This window comes from Nesterenkonia massiliensis (genome assembly GCF_000455245.1).
In the GTDB taxonomy this organism is placed as follows: domain Bacteria; phylum Actinomycetota; class Actinomycetes; order Actinomycetales; family Micrococcaceae; genus Nesterenkonia; species Nesterenkonia rhizosphaerae.
This window is the reverse complement of the sequence record NZ_HG005169.1, coordinates 143,895-164,892: the sequence shown is the minus strand read 5'-3', so window position 1 is coordinate 164,892 and position 20,998 is coordinate 143,895. Positions and strand designations below refer to the sequence as shown.

Genomic DNA, 20,998 nt, shown 5'->3' with positions numbered 1-20,998 from the left:
CGGCCCGGGAGCGAGGCTGGCGCCCCATGAAGATGTTCTCGGTCACTGAGAGGTCGGGGAAGAGCGTGGGCTCCTGGTAGATGACCGCGATGCCGGCGTTCTTGGCCTCTGCGGTGGAGGAGAAGGCCACGTCCTGACCGCGGAAGCGGAAGGTGCCGGCGTCGCGCTGGTGCAGACCGGCCACGATCTTGATCAGGGTGGACTTGCCCGCCCCGTTCTCGCCTACCAGAGCGTGGATGGAGCCGGGGTGGACGGTGAGGCTGCCCTCGGCGAGCGCGGTGACGCTGCCGAAGGTCTTTCGCACGCCGGAGAGTTCTAGGACCGGCGTGGATTCGGTGTTCGTCATTGAACCTCCACGGTGAGAGTGCCGCCGTCCACGGGTGCATCGGGCGGTGAGGAGAGAGGAGGTGACCCTCTCGGTGACCGGTGATGCCGGCATATCGACCGAGTGAATCGTTCCAACTAGTGAGCCAGATCATATGACGCGTGTCACAGCAGTGTCAATACACTGCTATCCTCTTCACCCATGGGCGGGCTGATCACCGAATCCGCTCAGGCGTGTGGCTCCCGCGGGCCGGCGGCACAACGAGGTGCCCGGTGCGCGGGTCATAGGTGAACAAGGAGGGGGCCCACTATGGCGATGGCTCAGGTTCGCGACGTCGCAGCGCTGGCTGGGGTCTCTCCCGCGACAGTCTCTAATGCGCTCAATCATCCACATCGCGTCTCCGCGCGCACGCTGGCCAAAGTACAGGCGGTGATCGAGGAGCTCGGCTACGTTCGCAACGATGCCGCCCGGCAGCTGAGGGCAGGCTCCAACCCTGCAGTGGGGATGATCGTGCTCGACGCCGCCAACCCCTACTTCACCGATGTGGCTCACGGAGCCGAACAGCACCTCGCCGAGCTCGGACGACCTTTGCTGCTGGGCAACTCCGCCCAGCGGGAGGAGCAGGAGCTGACCTACCTGCGCCTCTTCGACGAGCAGCGCGTGGCGGGGGTGCTGATAGCCCCGGTAGGTGATGTTCTGCCGAAGCTGCGCACCCTCAAGGACCACGGCACGTCGGTGGTGATCATCGACCGGAAGGCCGGTGCGGATGAGTTCTCCTCGGTCTCCGTCAACGATGAGCAGGGCGGATGGCTCGTCGCCGATCACCTCATCGGCCAGGGAGCACGTCGCATTGCCGTGATCGGAGGACCAGGCAGCCTCCGGCAGGTCCGGCACCGCCTGCACGGCACTCAGCAGAGGGCCGATCGCACCGACGGGGTCACTGTGGAGTTTCTCGACACCGGAGCCATGGACATCGCCTCCGGGCGCGAGACCGTGCAGCGGCTCCTGGAGCGCCCCCGTGACGAATGGCCCGAGGCGATCTTCGCAACCAATGACCTGGTGGCCCTGGGCGCGCTGCAGGTACTGGCCAGGGCCGGCGTCGAAGTGCCCGGGGAGATCATGCTGGCCGGTTATGACGACATCGAGTTCGCCGCCAGTGCGACCATTCCGATCACCTCGGTGCGGCAGCCCTCGGAAGAGATGGGACGTCAGGCAGCAGAGCTGCTGCGTCAGGCCATTGAGGATCCCGCTGCTGCGGTGCAGCACACGGTCTTTCAGCCGGAACTGATGGTGCGGGAGTCCACCAGCGCGCGCTGAGGGTGCTGCCCGGGGCCCGAAACGCAGAAAGTGTGCCGAAACTTCAGGCAAACGGAGGGATGACCCCTGCTTCCTTCAGTTTCAGCACAGTTTCTGGCGGAGAGGCTCCGGCGGGCGAAGCCGGCGCTAGGATGCGGGGCGGTCTCCCGCAAGCGCCTCAGCACTGCGCGGGCCGTGCGCCTTCTCCTTGTGGAGCACCTGCGGCATCCGCGAGACCCAGAACCACCCGATGAGGCCGGCCACCAGGAGCACGCCCGCGATGGAGTAGAAGAACAGGGTGATGCTGGCGTCGAGGATGACCGGAGTCAGCAGGGCAGCACCGGCTGCCACGGCGCGAGTGAAGGCGATGGCAATGCCCTGGGCTGCGCCGCGGTATTCGGTGGGGAAGATCTCCTGAGACCAGATCTTGAACATGGGCTCACCCGAGGGCTGCTGAGCAAACCAGAAGAGGGCGGCCATAAGGAAGACGGTTGCCGTGGTGACTCCCAACATTCCCGGCAGCGCCCAGGCCAGAATGGCCAGGACCGTACCGATCAGGAACAGCGGCATGCGCAGCGGGGTGTCACTGAAGCGCATGACCAGGAAGGTGCCGACCAGGCCGATGAGCACTGCCACCACATTCAGCAGGGACGCCGTGGAGACGGAGGCGCCGCCGACGTCGGTAAAGAGGAAGATCGCGAACTGGCCGTTGGTATTGGCGGCGATGTTCTGGATGCCGTAGAAGAGGGAGACACCGATGAGTGCCCAGATGTAGGTACGGCCGAAGAGGACTTTCAGGCTGGCGCGGTCGATGGTGCCGGTCTCCACGGCGTTCTTTCTTCTCCTGCCACATCTGGGATTCCGGCAAGCGCCAGCGCAGGACCAGAACTACGAGAGCCACCAGCAGAAGGTGACCGTACATCAGACGGGCTCCGTCGACGCCCATGTTGCCGGCGAAAATGCCGATGACGTTGACGATCGGAATCACGATCATCCACAGGGCATGTGAGAGTGTGACGAACTTGCCTTCCTCGCCTTCCGGTGCCCACCTCTTCAATGGTGCTGTGTCTTCCCGCCCCGTTCGAGTCTCACCACGAGTCCTCATCAGAAGCGAATCGAGAACGCAGCCTGAGAAACCGCTTTCTCATATGTAGAAGATATTATGAGCCACGTCACACAGTGTCAATCTGGGAATGTCCTGTGTGTCATCTTGTGATGACTCCGCAACCTCCGGGATTCCGCGATTCCCGGTCTGATGAGGGAAAACAGCGGTTCTGGCGACCTAGGCCAAGAAACCGCTTACAGGATGCGTAGTGTCCCTCTTGGGGGCACCTGTTGAGGCGCGAACCTCCAGCCTCGGTTGGAAGACCATGTCGTGACCGGGCTCCTTGCCCTCGATCAGGGAGCGCAGTCGGTACCACGCCTGAACCCCCAGCTCCTCGTGCGGCACCGAGGCGGTCGTCAGCGCGGGAGCGATGTAGCGGGCAAAGGGAATGTCATCGAACCCGGTCACCGAGATGTCGTCCGGCACTCGGACTCCGCGCTCCTGCAATCGCCCTAGTAGCCCAATCGCCACCAGGTCGTTGTAAGCCATCGCGGCGGTGGCACCGGTCTCCATGAGCCGGTCCGCTGCCTCGAACCCGTGCTGGCTGGCTACTCCGCCGGGAATCCGCAGGACCTCCAGGTCGGGATGGGCGGCGGTGAAGGCCTCCACCCCCTGAAGGCGGTACTGATTCGAGACGCTTTGGCTCGTGCCCTCCACGTAGGCTACACGGCGGTGTCCCAGCTCGTAGAGATGCCCCAGCAGCCCCTCGATCCCGGCCCGGTAGTCCACGGTCAAAGACGGTGCGGCCGAGCTGGCCTTGCGGTTGATGAGGACCATGGGATGCAGACTCCCCGACAGGGAGGCCAGCTGCTCCTCTGCCATACGCGGGGCGCACAGGACCAGCGCGTCGGTGCGCCGACGAATGTCCCCGGCGAGCATGGGCTCCTCCAGCGCAGACTCAGCCGAATCCCCGATGAGCACTCGGTATCCATCCTCGTTCGCCGTGGCGCTGAGGCCCGAGAGCATGGCTTGGAACGCGGGGTTGCGCAGATCCGGGGCCACAAAGGCCACCGCCTGGGTCTGACCCAGCGCGAGGCTGCGCGCGGTATAGCTGGGAGCGTAGTTGAGCTTGGCCGCCGCACTGCGCACGCGCTCGGCAACCTCGTCGGCGCCTACGAATCGGTTGTTCATCACCCGCGAGACGGTGGCGGGAGAAACTCCTACCTCTCCCGCAACCTGTGCAATCGTGGCCGATCCCTTAGACCGTCCGGTTCTCTTCCGCGGTGCCATCCTCAGGAGTCTACTTCAGCGGATGTGTTCTGCATCGCACCCGTCCCAGCGGTCGGCTCAGGCGAACCGCAGCCCGAGCCCGGGCGCGTCGTGCACGCTGAGGGAGGCGTCCTCGATGCTGACTGGGGAGGCCTCGGTCAGGAAGCCCAGCGCGTGGAATCCGGCGTCTTCCACGTCCTCCACCCAGACCTCTTCCTCCAGGGTGACGGCGAGCTGGCCGCTGAGGTCGGGCAGCAGGTGCGGAGCCAGCCGCAACCCCTCCGCGCGCACCAGCTCAGCAATGCGCAGGAAGGGCGTGATTCCTCCGACTCGCACGATGTTCGGCTGCAGAATCTGGGCGCCTCCGGAGGCGATGACCTCCCGGAACCGGAAGAGCGTGTGAAAGTTCTCGCCTGCAGCGATGGGCACGCGCGGCCCCGCATGGCTGATGCGCCGGGCCAGCACGGCGTAGCCGAGAGTGTCATCAGCGCGCAGCGGCTCCTCGATCCACTCGAGGTCGTACTCTGCCAGGGTCGCGATCGCCCGCTCCGCAGCCTGAAGGTCCCAGCGCTGATTCGCGTCGATCATGAGCGCCCGATCCGGCCCCAGGATTTCTCGGGCGAGCTTCACTCGCTCCACATCCCGAGCGAGGTCGGGCGAGCCCACCTTCATCTTGATGGCGGGCTGGCCCTGGTCTACCCAGCGTTGGATCTGCTCGCCCAGCTCCTCCAGACTGTAGTGCAGGTTCACGCCTGAGCCGTAGGTGCGCAGCCTCTCGTGCCGGCGCCCCAGGAGACCGACGACGCCGGTTCCGGCTCTGCGCGCCTTCAGGTCCCAGAGCGCCAGGTCGACTCCGCCCATGGCGATGGTGGTCAGTCCGCCTCCGCCGGCCTCGTGCAGGTGGCACCACAACTCGTCCCACAGCACGTCAGGATCGGTGCTTCGTCCCACGATGAAACGGGCAATGTCATGGTCCAGGAGGGCCTTGACGGCTTTGGGGCCGATGGTCGGGGTCCATGCGAACCCGGTGCCGACCTGCCCCTCGCTGTCGGTGATCTCCACGACGATCACATGCATCCGCGGCGCCTCCGGCACCCATGGCCGCGCCATGTCCCGGGTGAGGTGACGCGTGCGGACTTCAGCAATCGTGGCGGAAGGTGACGTCGTCGTGCTGGTCACTGCCCCAGCTCCTGGGCGATCTTCAGACCGTGGTCGAGAAGATCCTCGAGCCTGGTGAGGTGGTCTTCAGTCGGGTCCACCAGCGGCGGCCGGACACTGCCCACCGGCAGTCCGCGCAAGCGGTTTCCTGCCTTGATGAGGCTGACCGCGTATCCCGGGGTGGTGTCCCGCAGCTGCACCAGCGGCAGATAGAACTCGCTGAGCAGACGTTCGGTGACGCTCGTGTCGCCCTCACGGTAGGCGCGGTAGAAGGCGATGGCGATCTCCGGCTGGGCGGCGAAGACCGCGGAGGAGTAGAGCGGAATGCCGATAGCCTGGTAGGCAGCCTGGGAGGCTTCGGCGGTCAGCAGACCGTTGAAGAAGAGAACATCCTCACGCACGGCACGGGCCGCCAGCACGATCTGCTGAGCCAGAGCGACATCGCCGACGCCGTCCTTGAGCCCCACCACGTTGGTGTGGTCCTGCAGCAGTTGAGCCACCGTCTCAGCGCTGAATCGGGCGTTGGTGCGGTGGTAGATGATCACGGGCAGGTCGGTGGCACGGGCAACGGACTCCACGTAGCGGCGCAGTCCCTCCTGGGGGCCTCCCACCAGGTACGGCGGCAGCAGCAGGAAACCGTCGGCACCGGCGGCCTCAAGCTCCTTGGCCGACTCGACCGCCTGAGCAACCGGTCCCCCGATGCCGGCGATGACCGGGACCGCACCGGCGACGACGTCGACGGTCTCCTTGACCACCTGGATCGACTCCGACTGCGCCAAGGCGTGGAACTCGCCGGTGCCGCAGGCGGGGAAGATCCCGCCCGGGCCCGCGCTCAGCCCCCGGCTGACGTGCTCGCGCAGCAGCTCGACATTCACGCCGCCCGCCGCAGGGCCCTCGGTGTGGAATGGGGTGACCGGGAAGAAAAACGGCCCGTCGGCAAAGTTAATGGTGGTCACGAGGTGGTCCTTTCTGTGCTGGTTCCGCGGGCGGGGAAGCCCCGCCACGTCCACGAGGTGGCCCGCACGCCCGCTGTGCGGCCGCACGGGTCCCTGACCTCGCGGCTCCCCTCGGCCGACGGATGCCGACCAACGGGCCTCATTTCCTTGAGTCGGTTCAGGCCTGCAGCGCTGCCGGGTTCACGCCCAGGCGCTCCAGAGCCTCGGGCGCCAGCTGGTTGCGCCAGCTGCGGGTTGGTTCCCAGCCGAGATCGCGCCGGGCCGCATCGATGCTGAAGAGGGATTCGTGGCCCGTAAGACCGCCGGCCAGATCGGCGATCTCCGGCAGGTACTGCGCCAGCAGCTCAGCCGGAGGCGCCACCGACATCGAATCTGCGGCTGAGACGAAGTAGCACGCACCGGAGGGGGAACCTTCAGCCCCCAGCCAGGTGTCCACAAACCCCGCGGCATCGCGAGCGTCAAGGTAGTTGAACAGCGAGACGGCAGCCAGCTCGGGCTTGGCCAGACGCTCCTCGACCGTGTGGCCCTGCTGAGTCGGGGCGCCCTCCCACTCCTCCGGAGCAATCACGTAGCAGGGGCGGAAAGAAGCCAGCCGGACGCCGGGGTTGGCCAGCGCGAAGCTGGCCACCATCTTCTCCAGGACCACCTTCGACAGGGCGTAGGCGTGGAAGGGCTGCGGAGTGATGCCCTCATCCAACGGGAGCCGGCCGGGGTGCCATCCGGAGCGGCCATAGCCCAGCACCGTGGGGCTGGAGGCGACCAGGATGTTCGTAATGCCGACGTTCACCGCCGCTTCCAGCACGGTGAAGCCCATGCCGGTGTTGACCTCGAAGATGGTCCGTTCCGGCGCACTGAAGGGCACGGCGATGGCTGCCAGATGCACCAGGGCGTCTGGGGACAGCGATTCAAGGATCTCAGCGGTCTGGGCGGGATCCGTGAGATCGGCGGTGATCTCGTCACCCACCCCGGTGGTGCTGCGGTCAATGGAGGTCACGTGGTGCCCGGCGGCTCGCAGTCCCTCGACCACGCTCCGTCCCAGCCGGCCTGCTCCGCCGGTCACTGCTACGCGCATGCCACACCTTTCTCCAGTCACAATCAGATTCGTCAGCTGCGTCAGGGGCACCCACCCTATGAAAGCGCTTTCTCACCAGACTAGCCTGTGACACACACCTCACTAACTGAGAAGGGCGTTCCGCGCCTCCCATCGCAGGAAAACGCTTTCTCACGTAGCCTGTGACAGTGACCACACTTGAGACTTCTACGTTTGATCTGACCGCAGAACGGGCCGTCAAGAGGGAGCGCGTTCTTGAGCTGCTGGAGGGCCCCGACAGTGCTGTCTGGCTCTCCAGCCCCGCCGCCGTCTCCTGGTATCTGGGGGGGAGCCCGCGTCCATACTTCGCTGGTGGGCCCGCCGATCGCCGGCGTCCTGGTGGGCCGGGAGACTGAGCAGGTGGTGACGTTCAGCAACGAGGCCGACCGCCTTGCCGCGGAGGAGCTGCCCGACGACGTCGACATCCGCACCGTGCCCTGGCACACTCCCCTGGAGAGCGCCGTGGCGTCCTTGCCTGCAGTCCGGCGCGAGGCTGAGCTTGACGCTCAGCTGCGAGCCGCTCGGGCCTCCGTGCTGCCCGGCGAGTTGAGCCGCTTCGAACGCCTGTGCCGGCAGTCGGCCGAGATTCTCACCGCCCAGCTCAGCGCCGTAGTCCCGGAGACCACCGAGCGGGAGCTCAGCGCGCTGGTCGCGGCAGAAATCCTGCGCATCGGCGCGGATCCCGTCGTCGTCATGGCCGCCGGTGCCTCCCGCCTGGGCTACAAGCACCCCCTCGTCACCGACGCACCCGTGGGGGAACGCGCCATGGTGGTGGTGTGCGCCCGGCGGCACGGCATGATCGCCAATCTCAGCCGCTGGGTCCGCTTCGGAGACGCCCCGGCGTCCGAGGCTGAGGAAGAACAACGTCTGCTACAGGTCGAAGCGGCATATCTGAGCGCCACCCGCACCGGACGCGCACTGGGCGATGTGCTGGCCGACGGCGCAGCAGCCTACGCAGCCCAGGGATTCCCGGCTGACGAGTGGCAGAACCACCACCAGGGTGGCGCGGCAGGCTACGCCGGACGTGATCCCCGGGCAGTGCCGGGAATCTCCGACCTGGTGCAGGACCGCCAGCTCTTCGCCTGGAACCCTTCGGCCGCAGGCCAGAAGGTGGAGGACACCGTCATCCTCGAAGGAGACCAGATCCGTCCTCTCACCGTGGATCCCGACTGGCCCACGGTGAGCGTCAACGGCGTTGAGCGCCCTGTAACGCTGCAGCGCTGAGCACGAGCATGACTGTGGCCGGGTCCCCTGTGAGGGTCCCGGCCACAGTCGTCTTTGCGCTCTGACCCACAGAGCCGCGGAGGATTAGTCAGCCAACTGGTACTGGCCGTCGAGTCGACGCGTCAGCTTCCAGGGGTTCTCATCCTGCACCTGCTCGGGCAGCAGTGCCGCAGGAACGTTCTGGAAGGCCACTGGCCGCAGGAAGCGGTGGATCGCCAGGGTTCCCACGGAGGTGGAGCGGCCATCCGAGGTCGCCGGGAAAGGCCCGCCGTGAACGATCGCGTCTCCCACATCCACACCGGTGGGCCAGCCGTTAACCAAGAGGCGGCCAACCTTCAGCTCAAGATCCTGCACCAGATCACGGGCGACGACGGCGTCGGCGTCGTCTTCGGGGTTCAGGTGGAGCGTGGCGGTGAGCTGCCCCTCGATGCCCTGAGCCACAGCGGTCAGCTGCTCAGGTGCGCTGTACCGGACCACCAGGCAGACGGCGCCGAAGATCTCCTCGGAGAGCTCAGGCGTGTTCAGGAAGGTGGCGACGTCGGTGGTGTACACGGCCGGAGCGGGAGCGTTCTCGGTGGCACCCTCAGCGCCGCGTCCAACCTGGCTGACGCCGGCGATGGAGCTGAGCTTCTTCTCACCGTTGATGCGTGCCGAGCAGATGCCCGGGGTCAGCATCGTGAAGCCGGAGGCCTCGGCCAGTGCAGTGCCGACCTGGGCCACGAAGTCATCGCCGTCGGCTCCCTCGGGCACGAAGATGAGCCCCGGTGCGGTGCAGAGCTGACCGGCCGAGCCGTTCAGTGAGGTCACAAAGCCCTCGGCGAGCGCGGTCCGCTCGCCTGCGAGGGCAGAGGAGAAGACGAAGATCGGGTTGACCGAGCTCATCTCCGCATAGACCGGGATGGGCTCGGGCCGGGCGTTCGCAGTGGCCATGATGGCGGTGCCGCCTCCGCGGGATCCGGTGAAGCCCACGGCCTTGATGCGCGGGTCCTCCACCAGGGCCTGGCCCACCTTCGTGCCCGGTCCGTAGACCAGGGAGAAGACGCCGCCAGGAAGGTTGTGCTCGGCCACGGCCTCGGAAATGGCCTGGCCCACCAGCTGACCGGTGCCGGGGTGTGCGTTATGGGCTTTGAAGACCACGGGGCAGCCCGCAGCCAGCGCGGAGGCAGTGTCGCCGCCGGCCACGGAGAAGGCCAGGGGGAAGTTGGAGGCGCCGAAGACCGCTACCGGGCCCAGAGGGACCTGTACCTGACGCAGGTCCGGGCGCGGCAGGGGCTTGCGCTCCGGCAGAGCAGGCTCAATGCGCACACCAAAGTGGTCGCCTGTGGCGGCGACCTTGGCGAAAAGCTTCAGCTGATTCACGGTGCGCGCCAGCTCGCCCTGCAGGCGAGGCTCGGGCAGGCCGGTCTCCGTCGTAGCGGTGGCAATGATCTCCTCACCGGCCGCCTGGATCTTCTCCGCAGCTGTGGTCAGGAAAGCCGCGCGGGCTTCGGGGCTTAGCCGGCGGTAGACGCTGAACGCTTCGGAGGCGGCCTGGGTAGCAGTCTGAAGCTGATCAGTGCCGAGGAGGGTGAACTCGGGACCGGTCTCGGCATCGGCAGCCGGGTCGATGGCCCGAACGGTGCCCCCGTTACCCGGCGTCGGTGTGCCGGCGATGAGGGAGTGGTAGGTGGAGTCGGTCAGTGTGCTCATGAGAGTCTTCCCCTGTCTGTGGTCAGAGTCACGTGCGTCCAATAACGAGCGTAATCGAGAAATCGCTTTCTTGCCGCCTAAAGCCGGGACCGTCGCACCCTGAGCTGAGAGAGTCGTTCAGCTCGTACCTGGCCATCGGCACAGATGGAAGTCGAGGCAACAGGTCAGCTGGAAGCACTCAGGTCTCTATAAACCGTGCGAAAGCCTCCATATATTCCTGGGCTCGCCCGGTCGTACGCTCGTCTGCGGTGCCGTCGTCGTTGAAGGTGTCCTTGCCCACCTGGACCGCAAGCAGGGGTGCGCCCATGATCTTCACACCGAGCGGGGGCAGGAACTGACGCAGCTGTGACTGCCCATTGATGGTGCCGAATCGACCGGGTGAAGCGCCGGTGATGCCGAGCTTCAGACCCTGCAGTTCGTTGGTGCCACCGCGGGTGAGGATATCGAGAGCGTTCTTCACGCCTGCAGGGAAAGACTGGTTGTGCTCCGGGCTGACCAGCAGCAGCGCGTCCTGGGCCCCCACCTTCGCCTTGTACTCCGTCATGATCTGCGGGAAGTCCTCATCCATGTCCCGGTGATAGAGGGGCAGCTCGTGGATGTCGATGTAGTTGAGTTCTACACGCTCACCTGACTTGGCTCACGGTTAGTACGGTGCCGCTGTCGCGTCCTCGATTTTGGTGAGTATCTCAGTGAGGTCTTCGGGGATTCCTTCTGGATCAGCATTGATCTGGTGGCCGTTGATCCTTACCGTGGCTTGCCGGTATTTCCTGGCTGTAGTGATGAATTTCTTGCGGGACCACCCGGTGATGGCCTCCAGTCGTTGGGCTACGGCTAGGGCGGCGGTGACGATGCTCAGATGGGCATCGATGGAGTCTTTCTGGCGGTGGAAGATCGGGCGGGCAGCCAGGTCGTGCTTCGAGATCCGGAAAGCCTTCTCGATGTGCCAGAGCTGGTGGTAGGCCCCGATGACATAGTCAGCTGAGGCGCTCTCGGGGGTCAGGTTGGTGATATAGGCCTTCCACCCGGCAAGGTCTCGGGCCTTGGCCTCTAGGTCATGTTTCAGGAACCGTTGCTCGCCGGTGATTCCGACGAACCTGTTTCGCTTCACCCGGGGCCTTGCCCGCCACGGCTTTCTTCGCCTTTGCGACCTGTTGATCGATCCCGCGCAGGGTCCGCTTCGCCCGGGCTTCCCGGTACTGGTAGTAAGTGATCGCCTTACGGCGTGCCCCGGCGGGGCCGTCATAGACCGGCCAGGAGAGGATCATCCCGTTAGCCGGTGCCTGCCCGGGATGATCCTCCATCCACTTTCGGATGGGGTAGGCAACCTCGGGCAGCTTCTCGCCGATGATGTAGGAGAGCTTGGCGGTCTCGATGGCTTTGCGGTTAGCATCTGAGACCATCCCGGCATCAGCGACCACGGTGATGTCTTTCAGCTGGTGGGTGGCCATGAACTCTTGAAGGACGGGGATCATGGTCTTGGTCTCTGCTTTGTTGCCCTCGAAAGCGGTGACCTTCAGCGGGAACCCGTGGGCATCGGTGAGCAGCCCAATGGTGATCTGTGGTTCCAAGCGACGTTCCTTGCTGAACCCGGGTTCGCGGAACCCGTCCCCTTGATCAGTCTCGAAATACAGGGTGGACACGTCGAACAGTACAAGGGCGTGTGGGCCCAGATCCGCCCTGACCGCCAGCGCCTCGGCTAGCCGGTGGCGGAACTCCTCGGTGGCGTAGGTGGGCAGCCGTCGCTTCACCGTGGCGTAAGAGACCGGCTCAAGGCCGATTTCCTCGATCACCCGAAGAGAATCCAACTTCGATGTCGGCTCGACCAGGCGGGCGATCACCTGCTGGTAGAACACCTGGTCACTATCGGTGGCATCATCGAACCCCAGACCCTTGTAGAGGGCGGTGAGGGCGTCAATGAGCACGCCCATGCGCAGATCCCCGATCGTAACCCCCGTGGAAGACCCCGCCCCAAACCTGGTGGGCTTGGCCAACTTCTCGGCATCCAAGGGCTGAAGATCCAGGTCGAGTTCAGGCTGGTCTTGCCCGGCAATGATCCGGTGGGCTGCTGCTTTCAACAGCTCGATCTCCGCATCAGTCCGCCCTGACCCCACATGCTGGATATCAGGCTTACCACGGTGCCATCCCCACACGATCTGAACCGCCTTCGAAGGAGGTTTCGTCGGGACAGTACGCACAGAAGGGGCCACCACACCATCCTAGAACCGCGCTTGTTAGTACGGTCCCCGAAAACAAAACCCCAGGTCAACGAATCACGGACCCCGCTATTTACGTGGCGTGAGCCAAGTCAGGCGGGAAGTCCTCATCCATGTCCCGGTGATAGAGGGGCAGCTCGTGGATGTCGATGTAGTTGAGTTCTACACGCTCAGGCGCCTGGTCCACCAGCACCTTCGCCAACTTCTTGTTGATCGAGGATTCGGCCGCGCTTCCAACGATGTATCCGATCTTGACCACGTGTGTCGCTTCCCTTCTTCCGTTGAGCATCTGACCTCACCCTAACCACATCAGGGTTCTGGGACAGTTCATCAGGAACACTGCACTGCCTATGACATGGCATCACACCGCAATGAGCCATGCCGCTAGCAGAGTCACAGGCAGCGCCAGAAAGGAGCTCCCGAAGATCACATCTTTGGTGACAGTCGCCGGCATCCCATGCTGTAGTCCGAAGAGGTAGACATTCTGGGCAGTGGGCAACGCTGCCATGGCAACGACGCCCAGGAGATCAGCACCCTCCAACCCCAAGACCGGTCCGCCCAACACCCAGGCCGCCAGGGGCATCACAGCACCCTTGCATGCGAGCGCTACCAAGCTGTCTGGAAGGCGCTCTCGAACAGTGAACGGCCGCTCTTTCCACAGAGCCATGCCGTAGATCAGCAGCAGCAGAGGAATGGACGCTTCTCCCAACATTCTCAGAGGCTCCCAGAGCGGTTCTGGCGGGCGCCAGAGAAACAGTGACAAGAGAGCTCCCACGAGGACACCCAGGGTCGTAGGATTCAGAACAGAGGAGACGATAGTCCTCATCGCGACCCCTCGACCCGCGGAGACGGACGAGCGCCCAGCGATGAGACCGAATACGGTCAAGTACGCCGGTGCCAGCACTAGCAGCTGCGCAAGCAGAACCGCTACGACAGGCCCGGTACTTCCAACAATGTAGAGGGCAACCGGCACGCCAATATTGCCCGCGTTGACATAGGAGCTGGACATCGCTCCGACCGCGGTATCAGCAGCGGATCTTCTGGCCAGAAGCGCAAACACGACGAACGCCCCGCCGGCGATGAGGGCAATCCCCAGGGCCAGCGGGGCGTACACGCCAGCCACTGAACGGACGTCAGTCTCGGCCACAAGGGTGACCATCAGACACGGGTTGGTGATGTAGTAGACCAACGGAGTGACGCCCTTCTGCATCGTGATCGATGCCTCCGGGGCCACGGCCGCAGTCAGGACGCCGACTCCGACAAGGACGGCGACGATGCTGAAGCCGAGCAGAACGCCATCCATTGGTCTATCGCATCACGTCGTGGATCTCAGCGGACCAAGCAGGGGCGCTTCGGGTCGAACTCCCAGTTGGGGATGAGGTACTGCATGGCGACCGAATCGTCCCGAGCGCCCAGTCCATGCTCGATGTAGAGCTCGTGTGCTTCGGCGAGCCGGTCCCTGTCCAGCTCGACGCCGAGGCCGGGCTTCTTGGGCACCTCCACAGCACCGTCCTGGATCTGCAGCGGTTCTTTAGTCAGGCCCTGGCCGTCCTGCCAGATCCAGTGGGTGTCGAGGGCAGTGATGTTTCCGGGCGCTGCCGCCCCTACCTGAGTGAACATCGCCAACGAGATATCGAAGTGGTTGTTGGAGTGTGACCCCCACGTCACGCCGAAGTCGTGGCACATCTGCGCCACGCGCACCGAGCCTCCCATGGTCCAGAAGTGGGGATCCGCCAGGGGGATGTCGACAGCGGTGGACCTGATTGCCGCAGCCATCTGCCGCCAGTCCGTGGCACACATGTTGGTTGCGGTGGGGAGGCCGGTTGCTCGTTTGAACTCTGCCATCACCTCTCTCGAGGAGAAACCATCCTCGGCACCGCAGGGATCCTCGGCGTAGGCGACGATTCCCTTCAGGCGCTGCCCCAGACGAACGGCGTCCTTCAGAAGCCAGCCTCCGTTGGGATCCAGGGTGATCCGGGCCTCTGGGAACTCTTCGTGCAGAGCGGTGACGACATCGACCTCTGTGTCGCCGTCAAGCACGCCGCCTTTGAGCTTGAAGTCCTGGAACCCGTAGCGCTGCTGGGCCGCACGCGCGAGATTAACAAGACTTTGGGCGTCCATCGCTTCTTCGCGGCGTAGCCGTTCCCATTCGTCTGAGCCGTCGGGCTCGCGCAAGTACGGCAGATCGGTCTGACCGGGGTCGGCGATAAAGAAGAGATACCCCAGCATCGGCACGGAATCGCGCTGTTGACCTTCTCCGAGAAGCTCCGCCACGGGAACCTCGAGATACTGGCCATGCAGGTCCAGCATCGCCGATTCAATGGCGGTCACGGCATGAACGGTGGTGCGCAGGTCGAAGGTTTGAAGGCCACGACCGCCCGCGTCCAAGTCCGCGAATTCCGTGGCAATCTCGCGCAAGGCAGAGCGGAACTGGGCCACCGGTCGCCCAATAAGACGTCGGGCAGCCTCCTGAATAGTTCGACCGATCTTCTCCCCGCCCGGAACCTCACCGAGACCCGTGCGCCCTTCGTCGTCAGTGACGATGACAACATTGCGGGTAAAGAAGGGCCCGTGGGCTCCGGAGAGGTTCAGCAGCATAGAGTCGTAGCCTGCTACGGGCACCACTTCTACCTCTGCTACGCGGGGTTTGTGAACGCTCATGCATCTCCTTCAATGCTGGGAAGCGTGTACTGTCCGTCCATCCGGCGGACCACACTCCACGGGTTCTCATCCCGGACCGCGTCTGGCAGCAGGTCTGCCGGAAGGTTCTGGTAGGCCACCGGACGCAGGAAACGGTCGATCGCCAGCGTGCCTACCGAAGTGGAACGACCGTCCGATGTGGCCGGGAATGGACCGCCATGCACCATGGCATCTCCAACGTCCACCCCCGTGGGCCAACCGTTGACCAGTACGCGACCGACCTTCAGTTCCAGATCCTCAACGAACGCCCGGGCGAAGGTGAGATTCTCACGTGCGGGATCGAGGTGGAGCGTCGCGGTGAGCTGCCCCTCAATTCCTGTCGCGACTCGATGGAGCTCATCTTCGCTTCCATAGCGAACGATGAGGCAGACCGAGCCGAAGATTTCCTCTGAGAGCTCTTTCGTCGACAGGAAAGTGGCGACGTCGGTCGTGTAGACCGCGGGGGCGGGCGCATTCTCAGTAGAGCCGGCCGTCCCACGCGCAACCTCAGTGACTCCGTCCAAGGTCTTCCATGCTTCCTCGCCCTCCACGCGGGAGGAGCAAATTCCCGGAGTAAGCATGGTGCTGCCGGCTGCGGCGGTCAACGCAGCTGAGACGCGTTCGACGAAGTCGTCGCCCGCTGGCCCTTCGGGAACAAACAGCAGTCCCGGCGCGGTGCAGAGCTGACCAGCAGAACCGGTAAGTGACGTGACAAAGCCCTCAGCGAGGGCCTCGTCGTCCTTGCCCAGCGCTGTGGCCAGAACGAAGATGGGGTTGATTGAGCTCATTTCCGCATAAACCGGGATGGGCTGAGGCCGGGCTGCAGCTGTAGCCATCAGGGCGGTTCCCCCGCCCCGCGATCCGGTAAAACCGACAGCTTTGATATGAGGATCAGCCACCAGAGCCTGGCCGACCACGGTGCCGCGACCATAGACGAGGGAGAAGACGCCTGCCGGGAGACCCTCTTCGGCTACAGCTTCACTGATAGCGGCCCCCACGAGTTGGCTGGTTCCCGGGTGGGCGTTGTGCGCCTTGAAGACGACCGGGCAGCCGGCTGCCAGGGCAGAGGCGGTGTCACCACCGGCTACGGAGAAGGCCAGCGGGAAATTGGAGGCACCGAAGACGGCGACTGGGCCGAGAGGGATTTTTACCTGTCGCAGATCAGGACGAGGAAGCGGCTTACGCTCGGGCATCGCCGGCTCGATCCGTACCCCGAGATAATCAGCTTGGCCGGCGACCTTGGCGAAGAGCCGCAGCTGATTCACGGTTCGCGCGAGCTCGCCCTGCAGTCGCGGCTCCGGCAGGCCAGTCTCGGTCATGGCTGTCGCAATGATCTGCTCCCCCGCGGCCTGGATCTTATCCGCTGCAGCATTGAGAAACTGTGCCCTCGCTTTGGGGGTGAGGCGACGGTAAGTGGGGAACGCTTCCGCAGCCGCCAGGGTGGCCTGCTGTGTCTGATCTTCGGAGATGAGGGTGAATTCGGGTCCAGTGGCCTCGTTGGTGGCGGGATTGATCGCCTGAGTGGTTCCGCTCGTGCCCTCGACCGGCTTTCCGCCGATAAGCGAGTGATACATCTTTTCGGTAAGCGTGGTTGTCATCGTATATCCCTGACCTTCCGTAATGGGGTTGGTGATCGGGTTTCGGGTGTCAGTCGAGCGCTTTGATGAGGTTACCGAGCTGCTCCTGCTCCTCGGGGTACAAGTCACGCAGGGGCGGACGAACCGGTCCAGCGTCCCGGCCTACTGCGCGTAGCCCCGCCTTGACGATGGACACGCCATACCCTGCGCCCCGATCCCGGATGTCCAGATAGGGAAGCACAAAACTCTTGATTTTATGAGCTACAGCATCGGCGTTCTCCCTGCGGACGTCCTGGTAAAACTCCAGGGCGAACTCTGGAATGAAGTTGAACATCGCCGATGAGTAGGTGCTCATACCCATTTTCAGCAGCGACAGAGCGTAGGTCTCTGCAGTCGGCAGCCCGCCCAGGTAGAAGAGACGGTCACCGTTGATCGAGGTGACGCGCGCCAGCTGCTCAAAGTTGCCCACCCCGTCCTTAAAGCCGATGAGATTTGGGTACTGCGCAGCAAGCGAAGCCACAGTCTCGGCTTCGTAGATCGCGTTGGCGCGGTTGTAGAGAATGACACCCAGGCTGGTCGCCTCCAGTACGGAGGCAACGTGGGCTCGGAGGCCCTCTTGGGTAGTTTCCGTCAGGTAGGGGGGAAGCAGCAGAATACCGTCTGCTCCAGCGCTCTCGGCCGAGCGTGCGAATTCGACTGCCTGTGCGGTGTTCCCGACCGCTGAGCCCAATACCGGAACACCCTCTCGCACGGTTCGGACAGCAGTCTCCACGACCAGCCGATTCTCTTCCAATGTGAGCGAGAAGCCCTCACCGGTGCCTCCAGCCACGAAAAGACCAGCGACGTCATAGCTGGACTGCCACTCCAAGTGTGTCGCGAGCTTCGTCGTGTCGATGCTCAGATCATCCCTAAATGGAGTCACGGGAAACGAGAGAAGCCCGTCCTTCAGCACATCGGCCAACGCGGCGGGGGTGTAGTCGGTCATCGGGATCCTCCGGGTCAAAAGTGAGGTACAGCACGTTTGTTCTCCCACCGTAGGGGCCGTAAGTGATGCCTGTCCAACGCCTGTTTCGTATAATCCGATGCACAAAAAGCATCGTTCACGGCGGTTAATTGAGCGCATCAGGCAATGTCCTACGAGCATCAAATGCAACGCAATATGACTTGGACGGGAATTGCTGGCCTTTCTAGAGTGTGAAGAGAAACACCTTCAACCGAGAGGTTCCCATGACCGACACTTCTATCCGCCGCAGCCGGATCAGCCGCATTGAGATCACCCCCGTAGCTTTCTCCGATCCCCCGCTGCTCAATGTTGTGGGAGTCCACGAAGAAGTAGCGCTGCGCAGCGTGGTCCAGATGCACACCGACGACGGGCTGGTGGGACTGGGAGAAAGCTACGGTGATGCCCAGCACCTAGCACGCATGCAGGCGGCGGCCGACGCCATCCTCGGCGAGGATCCGTTTAATACCCAGAAGCTGCGTTTACGTGTGGCCGAGGTGATGTCCCGCGACACCGTTTCCGGCGGTCACGGAATGAGCGGTATGGTCACTGGCTCAGCTACGGCCGACCGCGTGTTCTCACCCTTTGAGGTGGCAGCTCTGGATATTCAGGGACAAGCGCTGAAGGTGCCGGTATCCACTCTGTTGGGCGGGGCACTGCGCGACCAAGTGGAGTACAGCGGATACCTTTTCTACAAATGGGCTGGTCACCCGGACCAAGACGCTGATCCCTGGGGAGAAGCAATGGACCCTGAAGGTCTCATCGCTCAAGCTCACCGGATGGTAGACGGCTACGGGTTCCGCAGCCTGAAACTCAAGGGAGGAGTGCTGCCTCCCGAGGAGGAGGCAGAGGCCATCGAAGCGCTGCGCGCGGAGTTCCCTGACGTCCCTCTGAGGCTCGACCCCAACGGCGCCTGGACCGTGGAAACTTCGGTGCGCATTGGCAAGCGGCTCGAAGGACTCCTGGAGTACCTTGAGGATCCAACCCCGGGCCGCAAAGGCATGGCTGAGGTTCGTCGGCAGATCGATGTTCCGCTAGCCACCAACATGTGCGTGGTGAGTTTTGCCGACATCCCTGAGGCCATTCGCGAAGGCTCAGTGGACATCATCCTCTCGGACCACCATTTCTGGGGCGGGCTGCGACGCTCGCAGGAGCTGGCCGGACACTGTGAGACCTTCGGCCTCCACATGTCCATGCATTCCAACTCACACCTGGGCATCAGCCTGGCAGCTATGACACACCTGGCCTCTGCGACGCCACGCATCGATTATGCGTGTGACACCCACTGGCCTTGGAAACAGCCTGACCAAGACGTTGTCGCCCTCGACAGCTTCACCTTCGACGGCGGCTGCGTGCGCGTCCCTCAGACACCCGGCTTGGGGGTAGAGCTCGACGAAGACCTGTTGCAGGCCCGGCACGAGGCCTACGTGAAGACCGATGTGCGCGAGCGCAACGACACCGGGTATATGCAGAAGTTCCACCCGAACTTCGACCCCTCCACGCCACGCTGGTAGAGGCAGACAGATGCAGTGAAGGCCCGGAGATTCTCCGGGCCTTCACTGCATCTGAAGGTCAGAACGTGGGAGTCCTTGGGGCACCCTCCAACTCGGCCCGCTTCCGGGTCCACCGGGTAATCACAGGGGTCAGAATGAGCGCCATGACGATGGCGGCGATCAATGTGCCCGAGATCGGGCGGGAGACGAACCCCGTGACGTCGCCGTCGAACATCAGAAGCGACTGCCGGGCGGCAATCTCCATAATGCCTCCGAGGATGAAGGCCAGCACCAGGGGCGCCGCGTCGAAACGGAACTTCCGTATCAGGTAACCGATGACGCCGAAGAACAACACCAGCCACATGTCTACCACCGAGTTATTCAGCGTATAGACGCCCACCATGACAATGGAGACTGTGAGCGGCGCCAGAATCGCATTCTTCACCGATACCAACTTGATGAAGATACCGATCAGCGGAACCGCCAGGATCAGCAGGAACAGGTTGCCGATCCACATAGAGTTCACGACACCCCAAAAGAGATCCGGGTTGTTCTCGATGAGCTGCGGCCCAGGCGTGATGCCGTGGATCATCAGTGCTCCGAAGAGCACCGCCATCACAATGTTGGAGGGGATGCCCAGGGTCAGCAGCGGGATGAACGAGCTGGTAGCGGCGGCGTTGTTAGCAGCCTCCGGCGCCGCCACGCCCTGAATGGCACCCTTGCCGAACTCTTTGCGGTTCTTGGAAGTCTTCTTCTCTGCTGCGTAACCAATCATAGAGGCCAAAGTGGCACCTCCTCCGGGCAGGATCCCCAGGAAGAAACCGAGAACAGCCCCTTTGAGGATTGCCAACTGAGACGCGGTCCAGTCCTTAGCAGTGAACCAGACTCGCTGGATCTTCTGTGCACCCTTGGTGTTTCGTGCCTGCTGGTCCAGGTTGTAGAAAACCTCGCCTAGGCCGAGGACACCCATCACAAGAGGTACAAAATTGATGCCGTCAGCCAACTCAGGAATCCCCGCGCTCATACGATCCTGGCCTGTGATTGGATCCATTCCGACTGCTGCGAACATGAGTCCCAGTGCTGCCATCATGAGGCATTTGGTGAGGGTACCGCTGCCAAAGGTGGAGACCAGCAGGATCCCCAGCAGAGCCAGGGCAGCGTACTCAGGCGGTCCAAAGTCCAACGCCACCGAGGCGACGAGGGGCGCCAGGAACATCATGCCCAGGATCGCTAAGGATCCGCCGAGGAAGGATGCCACCGCAGCAATCGCAAGCGCTGGGCCACCACGGCCCTTCTTGGCCATTTCGTAACCGTCAATTGAGGTCACCACAGAAGAGGCGTCCCCGGGTAGCTTCAGCAGAACCGCGGTGATTGTTCCCCCGTATATGGAGCCGTAGTAGATGCCCGCCAGCATGATGATCGCCGGAATCGGGTCCATGGCGTAGGTGATGGGCAGCAGGATCGAAATGGTGGCGGTGGGTCCGAGCCCCGGGAGGACTCCGATGAACATGCCGATGACCACACCGATAAGGCAGAAGAGAAGGTTCTGGGGCTCGAGGACAATCGCGAAGCCCTCGAGAATCTGGGAGAAGTTATCCACGTCTGAGACCTATCCGATCAGTCGAGGGAGGGGGAGGCCCAGGGCCAGGGAGAAGATCAGGACGAATGCTGCTGTGCCGAAAAGGCCAAGCAGTAGTCCGTAGCGCCAGGACTCTTTGCCGATGAATCGTGCCCACAGGAGAAGCAGAAGAAAGAGGGGGATTTCAAAGCCCACCACGGGAAGCACAGAGATGAAGAAGGTCATGAGGAGCACAGCGCCCACCACCATCAAGGAGGACCGCGCGAAAGGTTCTGGCCAGGTCTCAGACTTGCGAGTCACGATCATGACGGCGGCAAGGACTACCAGCACGGCCCCGAAGAAGAATGGCCACAGTCCTGCGCCAGGGGAAGTCAGAGAGCCGAAGCCAAGCTGCAGAGCTTGGAC

17 protein-coding genes and 2 pseudogenes are annotated in these 20,998 nt (G+C 63.6%); 3 read left to right on the top strand and 16 right to left on the bottom strand.

Annotated elements, in window-relative coordinates:
* Positions 1-346 (bottom strand): ATP-binding cassette domain-containing protein (locus tag TX78_RS09325; protein WP_044495695.1); only part of this gene is annotated, 346 nt, incomplete at its 3' end.
* A gap of 288 nt (positions 347-634) precedes the next feature.
* Here TX78_RS09325 and TX78_RS09320 point away from each other — a divergent pair.
* A complete protein-coding gene (locus TX78_RS09320) occupies positions 635-1,642 on the top strand; it encodes a LacI family DNA-binding transcriptional regulator (protein WP_233722227.1) in 1,008 nt (335 codons plus the stop codon).
* Positions 1,643-1,768: 126 nt separating this feature from the next.
* On the opposite strand, the gene TX78_RS09315 is transcribed toward TX78_RS09320, so the two are convergent.
* The 5 genes from TX78_RS09315 to TX78_RS09295 form a co-directional block, all read right to left on the bottom strand.
* Complete coding sequence (locus tag TX78_RS09315) at positions 1,769-2,449, bottom strand: MFS transporter (RefSeq protein ID WP_044495694.1); 681 nt, start codon at positions 2,447-2,449, stop codon at positions 1,769-1,771.
* Positions 2,450-2,903: 454 nt separating this feature from the next.
* Positions 2,904-3,956, bottom strand: a complete 1,053-nt coding sequence (locus tag TX78_RS09310) for a LacI family DNA-binding transcriptional regulator (protein WP_044495692.1) — start codon at positions 3,954-3,956, stop codon at positions 2,904-2,906.
* A gap of 57 nt (positions 3,957-4,013) precedes the next feature.
* Positions 4,014-5,045 (bottom strand): mandelate racemase/muconate lactonizing enzyme family protein, encoded by a 1,032-nt coding sequence (locus tag TX78_RS09305; protein ID WP_044495690.1) that lies wholly within the window; start codon positions 5,043-5,045, stop codon positions 4,014-4,016.
* A gap of 65 nt (positions 5,046-5,110) precedes the next feature.
* Positions 5,111-6,040, bottom strand: a complete 930-nt coding sequence (locus TX78_RS09300) for a 5-dehydro-4-deoxyglucarate dehydratase (protein WP_044495863.1) — start codon at positions 6,038-6,040, stop codon at positions 5,111-5,113.
* 166 nt (positions 6,041-6,206) lie between these two features.
* On the bottom strand, positions 6,207-7,121 hold the full coding sequence (locus TX78_RS09295; RefSeq protein ID WP_044495688.1) for an NAD-dependent epimerase/dehydratase family protein: 915 nt from the start codon (positions 7,119-7,121) through the stop codon (positions 6,207-6,209).
* Between the two features lie 330 nt (positions 7,122-7,451).
* On the opposite strand from TX78_RS09295, the gene TX78_RS09290 reads away from it, so the two are divergent.
* Positions 7,452-8,363 carry a M24 family metallopeptidase gene (locus TX78_RS09290; protein ID WP_233722226.1) on the top strand — a complete coding sequence of 304 codons (912 nt, stop codon included), beginning with the start codon at positions 7,452-7,454 and terminating at the stop codon, positions 8,361-8,363.
* 84 nt (positions 8,364-8,447) lie between these two features.
* Here the strand turns inward: TX78_RS09290 and TX78_RS09285 are convergent, their stop codons facing one another.
* From TX78_RS09285 to kdgD, 8 genes and pseudogenes are all read right to left on the bottom strand, one after another.
* Positions 8,448-10,052 (bottom strand): aldehyde dehydrogenase (NADP(+)), encoded by a 1,605-nt coding sequence (locus tag TX78_RS09285; RefSeq protein ID WP_044495686.1) that lies wholly within the window; start codon positions 10,050-10,052, stop codon positions 8,448-8,450.
* Positions 10,053-10,230: 178 nt separating this feature from the next.
* Positions 10,231-10,662: pseudogene (locus TX78_RS09280) on the bottom strand (NADPH-dependent FMN reductase); the annotation flags it as partial.
* A gap of 33 nt (positions 10,663-10,695) precedes the next feature.
* Positions 10,696-12,259 (bottom strand): annotated as a pseudogene (locus tag TX78_RS09275) (IS1634 family transposase).
* A gap of 79 nt (positions 12,260-12,338) precedes the next feature.
* Complete coding sequence (locus tag TX78_RS09270; RefSeq protein ID WP_044495685.1) at positions 12,339-12,524, bottom strand: NADPH-dependent FMN reductase; 186 nt, start codon at positions 12,522-12,524, stop codon at positions 12,339-12,341.
* Positions 12,525-12,626: 102 nt separating this feature from the next.
* Complete coding sequence (locus TX78_RS09265; RefSeq protein ID WP_044495682.1) at positions 12,627-13,568, bottom strand: AEC family transporter; 942 nt, start codon at positions 13,566-13,568, stop codon at positions 12,627-12,629.
* Between the two features lie 26 nt (positions 13,569-13,594).
* Positions 13,595-14,926 carry an enolase C-terminal domain-like protein gene (locus TX78_RS09260; RefSeq protein WP_044495681.1) on the bottom strand — a complete coding sequence of 444 codons (1,332 nt, stop codon included), beginning with the start codon at positions 14,924-14,926 and terminating at the stop codon, positions 13,595-13,597.
* Positions 14,923-16,542, bottom strand: coding sequence for an aldehyde dehydrogenase (NADP(+)) (locus tag TX78_RS09255; RefSeq protein ID WP_044495680.1), 1,620 nt, complete (start codon positions 16,540-16,542; stop codon positions 14,923-14,925). Before TX78_RS09255 ends, TX78_RS09260 begins: the two co-directional genes overlap by 4 nt.
* A 49-nt stretch (positions 16,543-16,591) precedes the next feature.
* The gene (gene kdgD / locus TX78_RS09250; protein WP_044495679.1) at positions 16,592-17,506 is read right to left on the bottom strand and encodes a 5-dehydro-4-deoxyglucarate dehydratase; all 915 of its coding nucleotides are present in this window, start codon (positions 17,504-17,506) and stop codon (positions 16,592-16,594) included.
* A gap of 242 nt (positions 17,507-17,748) precedes the next feature.
* Here kdgD and TX78_RS09245 point away from each other — a divergent pair, with 242 nt between their 5' ends.
* Positions 17,749-19,035 (top strand): enolase C-terminal domain-like protein, encoded by a 1,287-nt coding sequence (locus TX78_RS09245; RefSeq protein ID WP_044495677.1) that lies wholly within the window; start codon positions 17,749-17,751, stop codon positions 19,033-19,035.
* A gap of 58 nt (positions 19,036-19,093) precedes the next feature.
* On the opposite strand, the gene TX78_RS09240 is transcribed toward TX78_RS09245, so the two are convergent.
* Positions 19,094-20,614 (bottom strand): tripartite tricarboxylate transporter permease, encoded by a 1,521-nt coding sequence (locus tag TX78_RS09240; protein ID WP_044495676.1) that lies wholly within the window; start codon positions 20,612-20,614, stop codon positions 19,094-19,096.
* 9 nt (positions 20,615-20,623) lie between these two features.
* Positions 20,624-20,998 (bottom strand): tripartite tricarboxylate transporter TctB family protein (locus TX78_RS09235; protein WP_049897737.1); only part of this gene is annotated, 375 nt, incomplete at its 5' end.